Origin of the sequence: Bifidobacterium primatium (genome assembly GCF_002802875.1) — a bacterium.
GTDB classification, from domain to species: Bacteria; Actinomycetota; Actinomycetes; order Actinomycetales; family Bifidobacteriaceae; genus Galliscardovia; species Galliscardovia primatium.
Map to the genome: position 1 here is coordinate 135,647 of NZ_PEBI01000005.1, position 18,758 is coordinate 154,404.

General features: G+C 64.1%; 12 protein-coding genes. 3 read left to right on the plus strand and 9 right to left on the minus strand.

The window, feature by feature from the left end; translation table 11 throughout:
* Window positions 1-201: 201 nt before the first annotated feature.
* Window positions 202-1,218, minus strand: coding sequence for a glycerophosphodiester phosphodiesterase family protein (locus tag CS006_RS10000; protein WP_243387098.1), 1,017 nt, complete (start codon window positions 1,216-1,218; stop codon window positions 202-204).
* A 309-nt stretch (window positions 1,219-1,527) separates the two neighbouring features.
* On the opposite strand from CS006_RS10000, the gene CS006_RS10005 reads away from it, so the two are divergent.
* Window positions 1,528-2,988: an L-serine ammonia-lyase gene (locus tag CS006_RS10005; protein WP_100511689.1), complete on the plus strand. Its 1,461-nt coding sequence runs from the start codon at window positions 1,528-1,530 to the stop codon at window positions 2,986-2,988.
* A 227-nt stretch (window positions 2,989-3,215) separates the two neighbouring features.
* Window positions 3,216-4,277 carry a LacI family DNA-binding transcriptional regulator gene (locus CS006_RS10010; RefSeq protein WP_100511690.1) on the plus strand — a complete coding sequence of 354 codons (1,062 nt, stop codon included), beginning with the start codon at window positions 3,216-3,218 and terminating at the stop codon, window positions 4,275-4,277.
* 222 nt (window positions 4,278-4,499) lie between these two features.
* Here CS006_RS10010 and CS006_RS10015 read toward each other — a convergent pair whose 3' ends face one another.
* Complete coding sequence (locus CS006_RS10015; RefSeq protein ID WP_100511691.1) at window positions 4,500-6,458, minus strand: glycoside hydrolase family 127 protein; 1,959 nt, start codon at window positions 6,456-6,458, stop codon at window positions 4,500-4,502.
* Window positions 6,459-6,480: 22 nt separating this feature from the next.
* A complete protein-coding gene (locus CS006_RS10020; protein ID WP_243387046.1) occupies window positions 6,481-7,851 on the minus strand; it encodes an MFS transporter in 1,371 nt (456 codons plus the stop codon).
* Window positions 7,852-8,194: 343 nt separating this feature from the next.
* On the opposite strand from CS006_RS10020, the gene CS006_RS10025 reads away from it, so the two are divergent.
* Window positions 8,195-9,091 (plus strand): helix-turn-helix transcriptional regulator, encoded by an 897-nt coding sequence (locus CS006_RS10025; protein ID WP_163200518.1) that lies wholly within the window; start codon window positions 8,195-8,197, stop codon window positions 9,089-9,091.
* A gap of 123 nt (window positions 9,092-9,214) precedes the next feature.
* Here the strand turns inward: CS006_RS10025 and CS006_RS10030 are convergent, their stop codons facing one another.
* The 6 genes from CS006_RS10030 to CS006_RS10055 all read right to left on the minus strand — a co-directional run bounded on the left by CS006_RS10030 (window position 9,215) and on the right by CS006_RS10055 (window position 18,599).
* Window positions 9,215-9,715 (minus strand): heat shock protein transcriptional repressor HspR, encoded by a 501-nt coding sequence (locus CS006_RS10030; RefSeq protein WP_100511694.1) that lies wholly within the window; start codon window positions 9,713-9,715, stop codon window positions 9,215-9,217.
* A gap of 16 nt (window positions 9,716-9,731) precedes the next feature.
* The gene (locus CS006_RS10035; RefSeq protein WP_100511747.1) at window positions 9,732-10,766 is read right to left on the minus strand and encodes a DnaJ C-terminal domain-containing protein; all 1,035 of its coding nucleotides are present in this window, start codon (window positions 10,764-10,766) and stop codon (window positions 9,732-9,734) included.
* A 303-nt stretch (window positions 10,767-11,069) separates the two neighbouring features.
* Entirely contained in the window at window positions 11,070-11,720 is a 651-nt protein-coding gene (gene grpE, locus CS006_RS10040; RefSeq protein ID WP_100511695.1) for a nucleotide exchange factor GrpE, read from the minus strand.
* A gap of 2 nt (window positions 11,721-11,722) precedes the next feature.
* Complete coding sequence (gene dnaK / locus CS006_RS10045; RefSeq protein WP_100511696.1) at window positions 11,723-13,609, minus strand: molecular chaperone DnaK; 1,887 nt, start codon at window positions 13,607-13,609, stop codon at window positions 11,723-11,725.
* A gap of 383 nt (window positions 13,610-13,992) precedes the next feature.
* Window positions 13,993-16,119 (minus strand): alkaline phosphatase, encoded by a 2,127-nt coding sequence (gene phoA / locus CS006_RS10050; protein ID WP_100511697.1) that lies wholly within the window; start codon window positions 16,117-16,119, stop codon window positions 13,993-13,995.
* 236 nt (window positions 16,120-16,355) lie between these two features.
* Complete coding sequence (locus CS006_RS10055; RefSeq protein WP_243387056.1) at window positions 16,356-18,599, minus strand: alpha-amylase family glycosyl hydrolase; 2,244 nt, start codon at window positions 18,597-18,599, stop codon at window positions 16,356-16,358.
* Between the last annotated feature and the right edge of the window lie 159 nt (window positions 18,600-18,758).

Consider the following 18,758-nt stretch of genomic DNA (forward strand, 5'->3'; position numbering starts at 1 on the left):
CGCCCAATACCGACCTATCGTGGGATTCGCGCAGAAACGAATCGGCAGATATCGCGATATCTGTCGATTCATGCAATGCCCTTCACAAGACAAACCTTCAAATACCAAGATATCTGACGATTCGTGCACATGCTGAATGCACTTATATCCGCTTATCTGCCGATTCGTGCACAAATGGGGTACTCGAGAACGCGAAGCCCGCTAGACCCCCGGGACGAAGGCCTCGAAGATCATGTAGTCGAAGTACGCGTCGGAACGTTGGAATTCCAACGAGCTGCGCACCGTCCACGACACGGTCTTCGCGCCGAGCTTGCGGGCGAAGCGCACCTGCGGCAGGTCGCCGCCATGCCAGTCGTACGCCACGAAGTCGGGACGCCCCAGCCAGTTGAACGCCAGCAGCCCGCACAGCCATTCACGCCAGTCGCCCTTGCCGAACGCGACGTTTTCGGCAAGCTGGCCGCGGTTCACCGACGGCCGATGCTTGCGATACCAGTTCACCGCGCCCGGATGGAACGATTCGACCACGTACGCGCCGGGATACGCCTGCAGCAGTTCGTCGCCCTTCTCCATCAGTTCCTCGGCGGCGTCATCCCAGCCGTAATCGTCGAACTTGTATTCCACGATCAGCGGCACGCGCCCGCCGACGACGTCCAACACGTCGGAGAACAGCGGCACATGCTGGTAGTAGCCTTCCGGCCGCTCGTCCCACCTGCCGTCGCCGCGCGCCACGGCCGCGGCGTCGCCCGACTTCGCCGGCGCGGGGAACAGCGGGATGTTCTTCAGCTCCTCATACGTCAGATCCTTGATCTTCCTCGGATCGCCGGCGACGCGCTTCAGGTCGGCGTCGTGCACGACCACGACCTGCCCGTCGCGGGTGAGCTGCAAATCGAGTTCGATGCCATAGCCGGCCACGCATGCCGCGGCGAACGACGCGAGCGAATTCTCCGGCGCCACCGGTCCCTCGAACGATTCATCGGCGTATCCCGCCTTGATGGCGCAGCGACGCGCCAGGTCGACGTAGGCGCAACGCTCGTTCACGGTGCCGACGTCGAGGCCCGAACCGGCGTCGTGCAGGCCGCGATGCGCGTACTTCACATGCGGGATGGCCGGCACCTTGTTCTGCCGGAAGTCGATGAGCGAACGCGGCGCCAGTGCCCACGCACCGATGCCGGCCGCCACGCCGCCGGTGATCGCCACGCCGGTGATCGCGGTTCCGATTCCACGCCTTCTGACCAGTCGTTTTCCAGCCACTGCGCTCTCCTTTGCACCTCGTGTTTCGCGTCCTGTCTCGCACCATGCGTCGCAATGCCGCGATGCCATGCCCGCCGTACTCCGATGTCGGTATCGACGACATCACTCCACGGCATGCGTCGTAACCCAACCGAACGGTTTTCCCGATACAGTGTGCGGCTAGAACTCAGTCTAGTTCGGATTCCGGTGGTTTCGTCGGCACCGAATCAGACAAAACAGGCGCATATGACGATTGCAGGAATATTGCAGGAATGCCGTTGGGCAAGGGAGGCGTTGATGCTCAGCACATTGGATATGTTCTCCGTCGGTATCGGACCGTCGTCGTCGCATACCGTCGGCCCGATGCGGGCCGCCTGCGCCTTCGTCTCGTCGCTCGTCGAGCGCGACCTGCTGGCGAAAACCGCCCGCGTGCATGTGACGCTGTACGGCTCGCTCGCGCAGACCGGCCTTGGGCACGGCACCGACCGCGCCGCCCTCGCCGGTCTCGAGGGCAAGCAGCCCGAGACCGTCGACCCCGACGACGTGCTCCACGATCTGGACCGCTGCTCGGATTCCGGCCGTTTGCTGCTCGCCGGCACGAAGGAGATTCCGTTCGACCGTTCCGACATCGAATTCGACACCTGGCATGCGCCGCGCCTGCATCCGAACCGCATGCTGTTCCGCGCGCTCGACGCCGACGGCCATCTGATCGTCGAGGACGTCATCTATTCGATCGGCGGCGGATTCATCGCCTATGAGGACGAGCTGCAGAGCAAGGTCCGGGGCAAGGGACGCGGCGGCAGCGGCAATGCCGGAGCCGGGCACAACGACGACAACGCCGATGACAACGGCGTGACCGTGCCGTTCCCCTTCTCCTCCGCCGCCGAGCTCATCGCCATCTGCGAGCGCGAACGGCTGTCGATCGCCGACGTGGTGTGGCGCAACGAGGCCGCGTTCCGCCCGGAGGAGGAGACGCGCGTGAAGCTGTATTCCGTGTGGAAGACGATGCGCGACTGCGTGCGCAACGGCTGCACGAGCACGGAGCGCACACTGCCGGGCGGGCTGCATGTGCCGCGGCGCGCGGCGACGGTGTATCAGCGGCTGAAGCCGCGCAGCGCCGATATCTTCGACGGTCACACCGACCGCAATATGCTGCTGTCGCGCGCGTCGGACGCCGAATGGGTCGATTTGTTCGCGCTGGCCGTGAGCGAGGAGAACGCCGGCGGCGGTCGTATCGTCACGGCGCCGACGAATGGGTCGGCGGGCATCATTCCGGCGGTGCTGCATTATTACTGGTGGCTGGTCGACGGCGCGAATCCCACGGGGGTCGTTGATTTCCTGCTTACGGCGGCCGCGGTCGGGTATCTGTTCAAGCGCAATGCGTCGATTTCCGGCGCCGAGGTGGGGTGCCAGGGAGAGGTGGGGTCGGCCTGTTCGATGGCGGCGGCGGGATTGTGCGCCGTATTGGGCGGCACGCCGAAGCAGGTGGAGAACGCGGCCGAGATCGGCATCGAACATAATCTTGGCCTGACGTGTGACCCCATCGGCGGCCTGGTGCAGATTCCGTGCATCGAACGCAATGCGATGGCGAGCAACACGGCCATCAATGCGGCTCGCATGGCGTTGCTGGGCAACGGTTCGCATATCGTGTCGCTGGATTCCGCGATTCGTACGATGAAGGAGACCGGCCTCGATATGAAGAGCAAGTACAAGGAGACATCGCGCGGCGGCCTTGCCGTCAACGTCACCGAATGCTGATTCTCATACGGTCGGGCGCGAAAACCATTTTCCACCATGGGAGCATCACGGCTCCGACACACCGCATGCATCGTCGCCGCACGAATACCCCCTCCCTCGTCATTTTCGCCCACGCCAGCGGAAACACGGGAAAATCAAGGAAAAGCTGTAAGGAACGGACACCGCCGAAGAGAAGACAACCCCTTTCGTTTACAATGACGATGAACGAAACTTGAGAAAGCATGGGAATGACTGCAGTAGAACCACCTCATTCTGGCACGCGCAAGACCACTTTGGCCGAAGTTGCGGCTGCGGCCGGGGTTTCGCTGGCCACGGCCTCGAAGGCTCTGAACAATCAGCCGCGCGTAAGCGATGCCACACGACGACGGGTTCAGGAAGCTGCGGAAAAGCTGTCATACATTCCCAATGCGCAGGCGCAGTCGTTGATTTCCGGACGTACGAATTCGATTGGCGTCATCACATCCGATCTGACCGGCCGCTTCTGCACGCCGATCCTGCTGGGCGCCGAGGACGAGTTCGGCGTCACCTCGAACACGGTGCTGCTGTGCAATGCGCGCGGCGATGCGCTGCTCGAACGCAATCATCTGTCGTTCCTGCTGTCCCGCAACGTCGATGGCCTGCTGATCGTGGGCGACGAAACCGACCCGCGTCCGCATCTCGACGTGCCGGACAACGTGCCGGTGGTCTACGTGTACGCGCCGTCGGACAACGCGGACGATTGCTCCGTCGTATGCGACAACGTCGAGGCCGGCGAGATGGCGGTGAATCATCTGCTGTCGTGCGGCAAGCGCAAGATCGCCATCATCGGCGGCAGCGATACGACGCCGAACGCGCATAATCTGCTGCTGGGATCGCCGAGTTCGGCGCAGGCCCGTCTCAACGGCTCGCTGAAGGCGTTGCATGAGGCCGGATTGGAGCCGGCGGGCCCGGTTCGTTTCTCGCAGTGGACGGAATCGTGGGGTCGCGCGGCCACACGACTGCTGCTGGACCAGAACGTGGATTTCGACGCCGTGGTCTGCCAGTGCGACGGCATCGCCCGCGGCTGCATGGACGTGCTCAAGGAACGCGGCATCAGCATCCCCTCGCAGGTGGCGGTCATCGGCCACGACAACCGCGATATGCTGGCGCCGGACGCCGACCCGCCGCTCACGAGCATCGACAACTGCCCGGAGGAACTGGGGCATGTGGCGGCGCGTGCGCTGATCGACGCCATCAACGGGCGGCCCCATCACGGCGTGGAAAGCATTTCGTGCCGTCTGGTCCAGCGCGAATCCACCCTGCCGATGTAAAAATCACGCTCCAACCGCACTCGGATTACAGACGCAAAAGGCCGAGATATATGATGCTCGACCGTAAGCTTGGGGAAGCGAAGCTTCCCCGGCCGAACTACCCTTCAATCCGGCACTGACCCAAGAAACGGAGGAGGGGATATGCGTTGCTCGACCGTAGGCTTGGCCGAACGGCCTTGAGTGTGTCGAGTAATGCATATCCCCTCCGACCCCTGACGCAGGTCAGACGGTCCTCTGCCATACGCGCATCTGGCCCTCGCCGCGGTTGGCCCATGCGTAGTACGGGATGAACTTCACCGTCGCGGCCTCGGTCTTCTGGGAGCCGGCGGGCAGGTAGAGGTCGTCGGATTCGTCCTGGATCTCGCGCACGCCCTGTTCGGTGATGGTGCCGACGCCACCGAGGAGTTCGGGCTTGAATTCGTAGGTGCCGGAGCCGGGCTTGATGGCGTAGAGCCACAGGTCGCCGTCGTTGTCGGCGGATTCGGCGGTGTAGACGAGCGGGCCGCGGGTGACGGCCACGCGGCCGGCATCCTCTGCCACGCGGGTGTTGGCACGCAGCTCCTTGACGGTCATGTCGAGATCGAGGGCGATGTCGGTCTTCTCGCTGGCGATGGGCAAGTACACGAAGCCGTCTTCGGGCTCCACGCTGGTCTCCTCGCCGTTGACCGCGAGCGTGAATGCGCCCTTGGACCATGCGGGGATGCGGATGCCGAAGCGGAATTCGGCGCCTTCGGGGTTGTCGATGGTGAATTCGACGTGGCCCTCCCACGGGAAGTTGCTGCGCTGCTCGATCACCACGCCGCCCTGGAACGTGGCCTTGTTGGCGATGAACTGGTCGGCGAGGATGGTGCCGTCGTCCTGCACCGCGTAGATGTAGCGATCCACGGAGGCGATGAGTCGCGAGAGGTTGGCCGGGCAGCAGGCGCAGGCGAACCAGCCGGCGCGTTCGGCGAGCACGTGGCGGAAGTCGGGGTTGCCCTTGAGCTTGCGCGGGTCCACCTCGAGCGGGTTGACGTAGTAGAAGTGGCGGCCGTCGAGCGCCATGCCGGCGATGGAGCCGTTAAACAGCTCCTTTTCGAGCACGTCGCCATATTCGCCCTTGGGCTCGAGCTCGAGCATGCGGCGGGCGAAGAAGCTCATGCCCACGGAGGCGCAGGTCTCGCCATATTCGGCGTCGTTCGGCAGGTCGTAGTCGTAGGTGAACGACTCGCCTTCCTTGGTGGTGCCGATCTGGCCGGTGACGAACATGCGCTTGTGCACGACGCTCTCCCAGAACGTGTGGCAGGCCTTGAGCAGGCTGTCGTCGCCGGTGAGGCGGGCGATGTGCGCCATGCCGGTGCACAGGTACATCACGCGCACGGCGTGGCCCTCGGCGTCCTGCTGCTTGGTCACGGGCTCGGCGGCCTGGTAGTAGGTGCGGGGCAGGTACTTGATCTGTTCGAAGAAGTCGCGGTCCCAGCCGTCGGCCTTGTTCTGCTTGTCGTAGAACTCCGGGTCCTTGCCGCGCACATGGAGGAACCAGCGGCCGAGTTCGGCGTACTTGCTTTCGCCGGTGACCTCGGCGAGGCGGGCGAGCGCGAGCTCGATCTCGGGGTGGCCGTCGGCTCCGTGCACCTTGCCGGCCTCGTCGCCGAAGTGCTCGCCGATGCAGGCGGCGATCTTCCTGGCGATGTCGAGGGCCTTTTCGTTGCCGGTGGCCTCGTAGTAGGCGACGCCGGCCTCGATGTAGTGGCCCATGGTGTAGAGCTCGTGGGACTGCTGGATGCGGGCGAACTTGCGGTCGGGCCACTTGATCTGGAAGAAGGTGTCGATGTAGCCGTCGGGCTGCTGGGCGGCGGCGATGAGATCCACCACGCCGTCGGCGATCTCCTTGAGGTCGGCGTCGTCGTGGTCCTGCAGCGCGTAGGCGGCGGATTCGAGCCACTTGTAGACGTCGGAATCCTGGAACGGCATGCCGTGGAACTTGCCTTCGGCCTGGTCGGCGGCGATCCTGAGGTTTTCGACGGCGTAGCTGAGGGTGTCGCCGGTGGTGGGGTTGCCGCCGGGGTCGAGCGGGAGGTCGACCTCGATCTGGTTGGTGATGACCTGCCACTGGTAGGGCAGGACCTTCTTGGCGACGAGGTCGCGGTAGTTCTTCCAGAATGCGGAGGTGACCTCGACCTTGGGTGCTGAATACGTCATGGATGTTCCTTAAATATCTGCCTTACTTGGCGGCGGCTTCGGCCTTGGCGTGACGCTCGGCGAGCTCGGCCTTGATCTGCGGCTCCATCTTCTCGAACTTGCGGTAGAAGCACATGATCACGCCGACGATGATGTACACGATCACCGGCAGCCAGATGAAGCAGAAGCTGATGGCGGACTGCGCACTGGCGGACTGCACTTCGAGATTGGCGTCGTAGCCGGCGGCGCCCATGATCTCGAGCGGGAGGAAGGCGCCGAAGCCGGAGCCGACCTGGATGCAGAAGGCGGAGCCGACGGCGGTCAGGAAGCCTGCGGCGTGGACGCCGGTCTTCCATTCGCCGTAGTCGACGGTGTCGGCGAGCATGCCGAACGGCATGCCGATGGCGATGGCGGCGCCGAGCACGCCGACGGTCCAGAAGATGACCAGCAGCGGCACGTTGTGGCCGGCGAGCGGCATGAGGGCCTGGCCGAGTCCGCCGATGATGAGGCCGATCTGCATGGTGAGGGTCTTGTTCTTCAGCTTGTTGGCGAGGATCGGCATGGCGATGGTGCCGACGAGGCCGAGCACCTGCACGCCGTTGAAGATGGAGGTCAGGTCGCGGTTGTTGAGCACGTACTGGGCGTAGTAGGTGGAGACGCCGTTACGGGTGGACTGGGCGACCCAGTAGATGACGAAGGCGACGACGAGGATGATCCACGGCCAGTTGCCCTTGGCGGCCTTGAGGGAGTCCTTGAGCGGAATCGGCTTGTTGAGTTCCGGACGGTAGTTGTGCTCGGTGAGGTTCTTGAAGGAGAAGAGCAGCAGGATGATGGCGACGATGCCCCAGATCGCGGTGACGATCATGAAGCCGGTCTTGTCGCCGCCGCCGAACTTCACGCCGAAGAAGCCGACAAGCGGGATGGTGAAGGACGAGGTGATGAAGGAGCCGATCTGACCACCGGCCATACGGAAGGAGTTGGCGTTGTTGCGCTCAACCGGGTCGTCGGTGAGGTTCGGCAGGATGGCGGTGATGGGCGTCTGGATGCCGGTGTACACGGCGCCGGCGGCGAGGATGTACGTGATCAGCGCGTACCAGAACTTCGGGGCGCCTTCCGGCAGGCTCGGGGCGGTGAAGGCGATGAACACGGTGACGGCGAACGGAATGCACAGCCACAGGAACCACGGACGGCTCTGGCCCCACTTGGTGTTGGTGTGGTCCACGATCGATCCCCAGACGACCGCGGAGATGGCGTCGGCGAAGCGCGCCACCAGCAGGATGGTGCCCGCACCCAGGGCGCCTGCGGCCGGGATGTGGAACACGTTGGTGTAGAAGTACATGATGTACGACGAGATCGTCACGTACAGCAGGTTGCCTGCCATATCAGTGAAGGAGTATGCGATTTTCTCCCTCACAGAAAGTTTCACTGAGGAGCTAACGTTGCTGCTCATAGTTTTCTCGCTTTCGTTGCGAACGTTTGTCGAAAATCATATTAATTATTTTCGCGTTTGCGAAAAGCCTTTTCCTTTTGCTATCATGACAAAGTCTTTTGAGATATGACACTGCCCGACGCCGCGCATCACGCCTTATGATAGACCGCGCATGCACCGGCGGACAACGCGGAAACCGCCGGAACCTTGCCGCTCAGGTGCGCAACCGCGTGCGCAACGGTGGATTCGACGGAATCATCCGACGATGCGGCACCGACCGGCGGCAGCGTCATCTCCGGCAGCGACCCGACCGTTCGAAGGAGCACCTATGAACAGCGAATTCATATCGATATCGTGCATTCCGTCGCCGACCTTCATCGAAGGCGACTACGCGGTGTTCCAGCCGGGCGACCGGCACCCCGACCGCAGCACGCTGCCGTATTTCATCTTCATCGTCGTCACGCACGGCCGGCTGTTCATCGCCGAGGACGGCAACAACATGACCGTCGACGCCGGCGAAAGCGTCGTTCTGCTGCCGAATCATCATCATTATTCATGGAAGTCGACCGCGGAGACCACGGAATACTACTGGCTGCACTTCGCCGCCACCAGCGCATGGGACGTCGGGCCGCAACCGACGCCCATGCGCTCGTCGATCGACGTGCCGATCCTGCATTATCACACGCCGCAGCCGACGATGTATCTGCTCAGACAGCGGCGAATCGAGGAGCCGCAGCCGTTGTATTCGCTGTTCAACCGCCTGTTCTCCGCCAGCACGAGCGCGATGCGGAACAATTTCTGGCCGACGCAGCAGCTGTTTCTCGACGTATTGCAGACCGTGCAGATCATGGGCGAGGAGGAGTCGACCACGTTCCAGCTGGCCGAAAAGGTACGTCGCCATCTCGATGACCATTTCAGCGAGAACGTGACCTCGGCCACGCTTTCCGAGGCGTTCCATCTGCACTCGAGCTACATCATCCGGTCGTTCAAGGCCGCGATGGGCATGACGCCGAACGAATACCTCATCGCCTACCGCATGGAGCACGCGTACAAGGCGCTGTCGAACACCGACATCCCCGTGCAACGCGTGGCCGAAATGATCGGCTATCCGAACGCCAGCTACTTCTCCACGCTGTTCCGCAAGCACTACGGCATGCCACCCAGCACGGTGCGGTCGCTCAACCTCGTCCACACCGGCGCCCAGCCGCACCCGGTGGACGTCTGATCACGTCGCGCCCTGCCGCACAATGAAAAAACGCCGGTCGTCGCGGAACGACCGGCGTTGAGAACCACGCGAAAACGCGCGCGGACAAGCAGATAGGAGCGTATGCCGATAATCGGCGGCGGATCATCGTGCGGTGATCTGCAGGATGGTGCGTCGGTACGGCGACGGCTCGCGCACGCGGCGCACGCGCTGCACCTCGATGACCTCGCCGTCGGCACCCGCCTCGAACACGACGTTGCCCTCCATACGGCGACGCAGCTGGCGGTTCTGCCGTTTGAGCTGGCGGTTCTCCTCCATCAGCTGGAGAATCCTCGTGATGCCGGCGAGATTGATGGACTCCTCCTGGCTCATGCGCTGAGCCTGGGAAAGCCTGTCGATGTCACGCAGCGAATAACGTCGGGCCCCGCCCGGCGTACGCTGCGGCACGATCAGCCCAAGACGGTCGTACTGCCGCAGCGTCTGCGGATGGATGTCGGCCAGTTCGCCGGCCTGTCCGACGCTGAAGATCGGAAAATCGACGTTCAGACCGAGCTCCTCGGCGGCGTCAAGACTGACGCGCTCGGCCACGAGGGCCTGGGCGCACATCGTGTACGCCTTGCGAAGCTTCGGTGCGATCCTTGCCATAATCGATCACCGCGTCTTATTCGCCAAGACGTTCGGACGCGACGCGATCGGCGAAATCGCTGCTGGCGGCGTCGAATTCCTTCAGCGTCTTCTTCTGCTTGAAGCCCAGGCCCTCGGGCACCTGAATCATCACGCGGCCGACCAGGTCGCCGTTGCCGCGCGGGCTGGCCACGCCCTTGCCCTTGAGACGGACCTCGGCGCCGCTGGACGAACCGGCGGGCACCTTGAACGTGACGACGTTGCCGTCGATGTCCTTGGCGGAGACCTTGCCGCCCAGCGCCGCCTCGGCGACGGTGACGGGCAGGTCCATGACGATGTCGCGGCCCGACATGCTGAACTTCGGGTCGGACTTCACATGCACGGCCAGGTACAGGTCGCCATGCGCGCCGCCATACTGGCCCGCGTGGCCCTTGCCGGCCAGACGAATCTTCTGGCCGTCCTTCACGCCGGCGGGGATATGCGTCTTGAACTTGCCGCCATCCACGCTCAGCGAGACCGTGGCGCCCTTGACCGCCTGACGCAGCGTCAGGTTAATCTTGGAGTTGCGGTCCTTGCCACGCACCGGCTCCTGCGGTTCGCGATAGCTGCTGCGGCCGCCGCCGAATCCGGCGCCCGGACCGCCCGCGCCGGCCGCGCCGCCGAACGCCTGGAAGATGTCGTTGAGATCGGGGCCGCCCTGGCCGCCCGTGGAGAAGCGGATGCGCGAGGAGCCCTGCGGGCCGCCCGCACCGCCGCCGAACATCGAACCGAAGATGTCGGAGAAGCCGCTGGCGTCGAAGCCGCCCTGGCCGGAGCCGCCGGCGAAGCGCGCGCCGCCCATGCCGAACTGGCGGATGGCGTCGTACTTCTGACGCTGCTCCTTGTTGTTCAGCACATCGTAGGCCTCGGAGATGTCCTTGAACTTCTCCTCGGCCTCCTTGGTCTTGTTGAGATCGGGATGGTACTTGCGGGCCAGCTTGCGGTAGGCCTTGGTGATCTCCTCTTCGGAAGCGTCCTTGGAGACACCGAGGACCTTATAGAAATCCTTGTTCAGCCATTCATTCTCAGCCATCTCCATGTCTCCTTTCTAAAACTGATAGTGATTATTGGAAATACGCCTTGAAAAAGTTACGGATATAAGACCGTGTGGGGCAGGGGCAGGCATATCGCGACACGCTCCGGGCCGCTCAGGCCGAGTCTTTACGGTCTCGACATGCCAGCCCCTGCCCCACACTCGTGGCGTTTATCATCGCGCAATGCATGCCGTCCTCCCTCTTGGGTACAGCCGTATTCGCTGCGATGTTCCTTTGCTGGCAGCCCGTATTGATTGGGGTTGCCGGCAAAGGACTTCTATAACGCCTCTTGGGAGGGAAGGTCAGTTCTGCGGGGAGGCGACGACGACGCGGGCGGCGCGGATCACGCGGTCGCCGATGCGGTAGCCGGCCTCGACCACGGTGTCCACGGTCTCCTTTTCAGCGTCCGGATCCGGCTTGTGCAGGATGGCGTCGTGCTTCGTCGGGTCGAAGTCCTCGCCCTTCTCGCCGAACTTCTCCACGCCGAACTTCTCGAAGGCCTTGTCGATCTTCGCGGCCACGGCCTTGAAGGAGTCGTCCATCTCGCTGTGCTCGCGGATGCGGTCGATGTCGTCGAGTGCGGGCAGCAGCGCGGTCAGCACGTCGATGATGCCGTGCTGGCGGAAGACGTCCTTCTCCTTGGCGCTGCGGTTGCGGAAGTTGATGAACTCCGCACGCTCGCGCTGCAGGGCCTCGAGGTAGTCGGCGGCCTCCTTCTTGGCCTTGCCAAGCGGGGTGAGCTCGTCGGCGTCGTCGGCCTTGGCATCGGCGGAACCGGCCTTGGCGTCAGCGGCATCGGCGCCCTTCGAGGCGTCGGCGGCGGTCTTGTCACCCTTGTCGGCGGGGGCTTCCGAAGAGGAAGCGGCGGCAGAGCCGGCGGATGCCGGGTCGTTCTTCAGCGACTCGGCATCCTCCATGTCGTTCAGGTAATCGTCCTTGTTGAACTCAGACATGATTACTTGTTGTCCTTGTCGTCATCGTCGTCCACGACCTCGGCGTCCACCACGTCGTCGTCACCACCGTTGGAGGCGGAGCCGGCGGCACCGGCGCCAGCGGCACCCGCAGCGCCGGCCGCACCTGCGGCACCCTGCTGCGAGTACAGCGCCTCGCCGATCTTCTGGGCGGAGGTCATGAGCTCGGTCTGGGCGGACTTGATCTTCTCGATGTCGTCGCCCTTGAGGGCTTCCTTCAGGGCGTTCACCTTGTCGGTGACCTCCTTGGCGACCTCGTCGGAGACCTTGTCCTTGTTGTCGTTCACGAGCTTCTCGGTCTGGTAGGCGAAGGACTCGGCCTGGTTGCGGGTCTCGGCGTCCTCCTTGCGCTTCTTGTCCTCGGCCTCGTGGGCTTCGGCTTCCTTGACCATGCGGTCGATCTCGTCCTTCGGCAGGCCGGAACCACCGGTGATGGTCATGGACTGCTCCTTGCCGGTGCCCTTGTCCTTGGCGGAGACGTGCACGATGCCGTTGGCGTCGATGTCGAAGGTGACCTCGATCTGCGGGACGCCACGCGGGGCCGGAGCGATGCCGGTCAGCTCGAAGGTGCCCAGCGGCTTGTTGTCGCGGGCGAACTCACGCTCACCCTGGTAGACCTGGATCAGCACGGACGGCTGGTTGTCCTCGGCGGTGGAGAACACCTCGGAACGCTTGGTCGGGATGGCGGTGTTGCGGTCGATGAGCTTGGTCATGATGCCGCCCTTGGTCTCGATGCCCAGCGAAAGCGGGGTCACGTCGATGAGCAGCACGTCCTTGCGGTCGCCCTTGATGACACCGGACTGCACGGCTGCGCCGACGGCCACGACCTCATCCGGGTTCACGGACTGGTTGGCTTCCTTGCCGCCGGTGAGCTCCTTGACGAGCTCCTTGACGGCGGGCATACGGGTGGAGCCACCGACGAGCACGACGTGGTCAATCTGGCTCACGGAGATGCCGGCGTCGGAAAGCACGTTGTTGAACGGGGTGCGGCAGCGGCCCAGCAGGTCGGAGGTCATTTCCTCGAAGTGGGCACGGGTCAGGGTCTCATCCAGGTGCACCGGGGTGCCGTCGGGCGTCATGGCCAGGTACTGCATCGAGATGCTGGTGGAGGTCGAGGAGCTCAGCTCCTTCTTGGCCTGCTCGGCGGCTTCCTTCAGACGCTGCAGGGCGATCTTGTCCTTGCTCAGGTCGACGCCGTACTTGTTCTTCACTTCGCCGACGAGCCAGTCGATGATCTTCTGATCCCAGTCGTCGCCGCCGAGGCGGTTGTCGCCGTTCGTGGCCTGCACCTGAATGGTGGAGAAGCCGTCGTCGTCCTTGCCGATCTCCAGCAGGGACACATCGAAGGTGCCGCCACCGAGGTCGAAGACCAGGATGCGCTCGTCCTCCTTGCCCTTCTCAAGGCCGTAGGCCAGGGCGGCCGCGGTCGGCTCGTTGATGATACGCAGCACGTTCAGGCCTGCGATCTTGCCGGCGTCCTTGGTGGCCTGACGCTGGGCGTCGTTGAAGTATGCAGGGCAGGTGATGACGGCGTCGGTCACGGGCTCGCCAAGGTAGGCCTCGGCGTCCCTCTTGAGCTTCATCAGCACCTGGGCGGAGATCTCCTGCGGCGTCCACTTCTTGCCGTCGATCTCGACCGTCCAGTCGGTGCCCATGTGGCGCTTGACCGAGCTGATCGTACGGTCGACGTTCGTCACGGCCTGGCGCTTGGCGACCTCGCCGACCAGAATCTCGCCGGACTTGCTGAAAGCCACGACCGACGGCGTGGTGCGAGCGCCCTCGGCGTTCACGATAACGGTGGGCTGGCCACCTTCAAGAGTGGCGATGCAGGAATTCGTGGTTCCCAAATCAATACCAACTGCGCGTCCCATAATGTCCTCCTATGGTCTAGGTTCGTTCTACGTTTATCGCTCAAGCTTCCGGCCTCGGCGACCTCCGCGACCGACTGCGTCGATCGTCGAAGCCCGGTAGGCTTTTTCGCTTTCCAAAACTTGAGCCTACACCACTCAACTTTGGAAGTCCAATTGTTATTCCCAATCTTCGGAAATTTTTTTGCAGGCTCGCTGGGAATCGTCGGAGAAGACGGGCCCAAAACGCCGAAATCCGCGAATCATGGCGCCTTTCGGTTGTTTTTTCGATGAAAAACAACCGTTTTGCACCACCAATTGCGGATTTCGGGATTTTCAGCAGGTGATGACGGCCAGTGAATCAGCAACCAGCCAATCAATCAATTGGCCGGCCGTTCACCGGTCGATCAGTTGCGGGAGCGGGCGAACTTGACGGCCATGCCGCCGGCCACCAGGGCCAGGGCGAACAGCAGCACGCCGAGCACGGTGGCGCCGGTCTTGCCGAGCGGGCCGTTCTGGCTGGCCTCGTTCACCTTGCCGGAGGCCGGCTTGCTGTTGTTGCCGGCGTTCGGGGTCACCTGGGCGCTGCCGCTGCCCTCGGTGCCGTTCGGACCGTTGAAGGACTTGATCTCCACGCTCTTACCGGACTGCTGGCCGGTGACGGTCAGGCTGTACTGGGCATCGGAGGTGATGAACTTGCTCAGATCGAGCACGGTGGTGCCGGCGGTCTGCACGCGCAGGCCGGAAAGCGGCGTGGAGGCGTCGGATGCGGAGACGACCTTGCCGTCCTTGTCCTTGAGCTCGTAACGCAGCACGGCGTCGCCGTTGAATCCGGTGATGTCGAACACCTGGTTCTTGTTGTCCTGCGCCTTCACCTCGGCGCCCTTGGAGAGCTCGTTCTGGCCGGCCTTGTCGGTGGCGAGGCCGAGCGCGTGGCCGATGGTGTAGAAGTTGTCGGTCTGGTCGGTGAGGCCGTCCACACGGGAGGCGCCGGGGCCGGAGGCCGCGATGCGCAGCTGGGTGCCGGTGTGGCTCATGTTGCCCTGGGCCTTGCTCGGATCGGCCTTGCCCTCGACGTCGCCGCTGGTATCGGAACCATTGCCGTACAGGTCCTCCTCGGAGGTGCCGTAGGAGATGGTGGTCTTGGAGCCGTCACGGTTCTTCAGCACGGTGCTCAGCGCGTAGATCGGCTGGGATTCCACGATCTGGGAGGTGTGGGCGTGGTCGGCGGTCACGATCACGAGGGTGTTGCTCAGGTCGACCTTGCTCAGCGCGGCGGAGATGGCCTTGTCGAGGTCGTCGGTCTCGCCAATCTGTCCGCAGGCGTTGGCGTTGTGGTCCTGCTTGTCGATGGAGGCGCCCTCGACCTGCAGGAAGTAGCCGTTGTCCTTGCCGTTCTTGTTGTTCCGCAGCAGGTCGATGGCCTTGCCGGTGAAGTCGGCCAGGGAGGCGCCCTGCTTGCCGAGCCACTTGTCGTTCACGCTGCACTCGGTGGGGTTGGCGTCCTTGGCGGGATCCTGCTTGGTGGCCACGGACGGGTTGAACTGCGTGGGGAGGTTGCCGTCGCCGAGCAGGGCGAGGACCGGCTTGTTCTGGTCGGCTGCGGCGAGCTTCTTGAAGCCGTCGACGTCACCGGACTTCACGGTCTGGAAGCCACGGTCGGACGCATCCTGCCACAGGGTCTTGCCGGACTGGTCGAGCTGGTTGAAGTACTTGGCGCCGCCGCCGATGGTCACGTCGGCACGGGTGTCGAGCAGCTGCTCGGAGATGGAGCCGATGCCGCCGTTGGCCTTGAGCTGGTTGGCGAGGCAGCTGCCGATGCCGGCGGCCTTGGCGTCCTCGAGGTCGACCTTGCCGTCGCCGTTCTTGTCGGTGCCGTCCCACTTGCCCTGCGGGCCGTAGCAGGCGCGCTCGGAGGAGTGGGATTCCAGAACGGCCGGGGTGGCGTCCTGAATCTCGGCGGTGGTCACGTTGCCGGTGGCCTTGCCGGCCGCCTTGGCGAGCTCGATGAGGTTGAGCTGCGGATTGCCCTCGACATCCACGTCAACGGCGTTGTTGTAGGTCTTGGTGCCGGTGGCCCAGCCGGAGCCGGAGGCGGAGGAGTCGGTCACGGGGGTGATCACGCCGGCGGTCTTGCTGCCGGTGAGCTGGCCGTTCTTGTCCTTGGCCATCAGCGAATCGTTGGAGTTGTTGCCCAGCGAGAACGTGGTGTACTGGCCGGTGCCGGTCTCCACGCCCTTGTTCAGGTTCGGCTGGCCGATCTTGTCGAGACCGTCGAAGCTGCCGTTCACGCCGTGCAGGTAGTTGCGGGCCACGGTGATCTCGGAGTCGCCCATGCCGTCGCCGATGAACAGGATGACGTTCTTGGCCGTGGTGTTGCCGTAGATGCCGGCGATGCGCTGTGCGGCGCCGTGTTCCTTGAGCTCCGCAGCACTCTGGCCTTCGGTCGCATTGGCCAGACCGGCGAAGCCGAACAGCGTGGCCGACGCGACCAGCGCGGCGACCGTCCCCTTCAAAGCTTTGCGAGTGTTCACTTCATACCTCATTTCCGTCTCATACGGCGAAGTGAACGTTCGGAGCACGACGGCCGAAACCACCGGACGCTGCTGGATTCCGACTCGCGCACCGCGTCGAGGGAGCGTCGCTCCCTAATCCTGCACGCTAACCGGTCAAAGCGTCCGCAACACGGCTTGGGAGCGACGGAAAGATGAACCCCGCGAACAGTGCATGAACATTCGGGGAATACCGGGCGCATAGACCCGAAATCCGACTACTCGCACCGCCAGATGCAGAACGAACGCGCCGGAATGGCGATCTGCCGCTCATGGCCGCGCGAATAGCTCTCCCAGTTCGCCTCGCCGCACACCTCGGACCCGCGCGAGCTGAACACGCACTGCCATGCCGAGTCGTCGAGCGGCGCGAACTGCCCCCAGTCGTTCACGGCCCGCAGCGCCGAGACGTTCTGCCATGCCATCTGCTTCGTGGGGTTGACCGTCACGCAGTCGCCGCCCACGCGGAACACGACCACGGAGTCGTCGCGCTGCGGCACGATGCGCGGCCCACCGAACACCGACGGATTCCGCCGCCGCCATCGAATCAGCGCGGCGTAGTAGTCGACCAAGCCGGCGAGTCGGCGGGCGCGACGCCAGTCCAGCCAGTTCAGCGCGGCCGACTGGTTGTATGAGTTGTCGCAGCCGTGCTTGGTGCGTGCGAATTCCTCGCCGGAGAGCATGAACGGCACGCCGGCCGACATCAGAACGATGCCGGCGGCCATGCGGTTGGCCTCCATGATGTCGCCGCTCAGACTGGGGTCGGCGTCGTATTCGGCGTCGGTCGGGCCGGATTCGGCCGACCAGACGCCGCTGCCGAAATCGGCGCCCGCACCGCCGCCGAACTCCCCCACATGGCCGAACGCGACCGAACGCATGGCCATGCAGAGTTTGTCCCATAACGTCAGGTCGTCGTGGGAGGAGACGTATTGCACGAACTGGCCGACGCTGGCCGTTTCGACCTCGGTGCCACGCCATGCGTCGACGGCGTGGCGGACGGCCGGCGCGAATTCGCGCGCCGCGCCAGAGACGTAGCCGGGCTTGTGATGGTGGAAAATGTTGCCGCGGATGGAGTCGCGCGAATCGTCGCTGAAGAATCCGATGCGCGGGTCGAGCCGCGCGAGGCCGCGTTTGCCGGCGAGCACGATGTCGGGCGGGACGGCGGTCATGTCGGCGGCCCACGGCTCGCCGTACATGACGATGCCGGCGCCGCCGGGCAGCGCGTCCAATCGGGTGCGTATCGCGTTCATGGTGTCGACGTCCATCAATCCCATCAGGTCGAATCGGAAGCCGTCGATATGGTATTCGCGCGCCCAATATTCCACGGAATCGACGATGTATTTGCGCATCATCGGCCGTTCGGAGGCCATGTCGTTGCCGCAGCCGGAACCGTTGGAGAGCGCGCCGCCGGCGTATCGGCGGCAGAAATAGCCCGGCACCATGCGCTCCAGCCAGTTGTCGACGGAATACATGTGGTTGTAGACCACGTCCATGATGGCCTTGAAGCCGTTGCGATGCAATGCCTGGATCATCCGCTTGCATTCGCGGATGCGCACGGCGCCGTCGAACGGGTCGGTGCTGTAGGAGCCTTCGGGAACGTTGTAGTTGACCGGATCGTAACCCCAGTTGAAGGGTTTGCGCGCGGGGTCGGCGTCCGGCTTGGAGGCTTCGCGCGCGGCGGCCTCGTCCACCGAGCCGAAGTCGAATATCGGCATCAGCTGCACGGCGGTGACGCCGAGACGCCGCAGATACGCCATGCATGTGGGGAATTCGCTGGTGTCGTCCACCCTCGTCTCGTCGTGGGTGAACGCCAGGTAGGTGCCGCGATGCTCGGCGGGGATGCCGCTGTGCGGGTCGTTGCTGAAGTCGCCGACGTGCGTCTCCCATACGACGAGTTCGCTCAGCGGGATGTTCGGGGCCTTGTCGTCGGCCCAGCCTTCGGGGTCGGTCCGCCGCAGGTCGACGACCATGCTGCGCCGGCCGTTCGCACCGGCGGCCCGCGCCCATGGATCGGCCGTGCGGGACACGTGACCGTCGGGGAAATACGCCACGTAGTCGTAGAACGTGCCGTGGCCGGCGCCGTCGATATGCGCGACCCAGGTGCCGTCGGGCCGGCCGTCGGCGCCCATGCCGGGTGTCATCGCATAGGTGGCGTACGGCTGGCGGGAGACGTCCTCGTCGCCTTCCTCGCCGGTACTGGTGCTCGGCGGCAGGGTCGGTTCGCGATGCGAGGCCGCCATGCTGGCGCCGCCATAACAATCCCCGCCGTCGTGGAACAGGCGCAATTCCACACGGCTGGCGGTCGGCGCCCACACGCGGAACGTGGTGCCGTCGCGATCGGCACCTTCCGCTTCCCGGTCCCGGCCGCCTTCGTCCGCCGCCCGTTCGCTGTCGGGAATCGCCCCCAGATCGTCGCCCTCGTACGGCTGCAGATCGTCAATCGCCGGAACACCTGAAACACTCATCTCGCACCCCCGTTGGCACATCGCTTCCACACAGCAATCTACCAGCCGAGAATCCGAAACCGCGAGTTGTGGGTGTTTGCTTTTCGAGATACCGGCAAACCCGAAAACCACAACCGCGAATTCGCAACGTTTCTCAGAGAAGGCACCCGCCAGAAGACC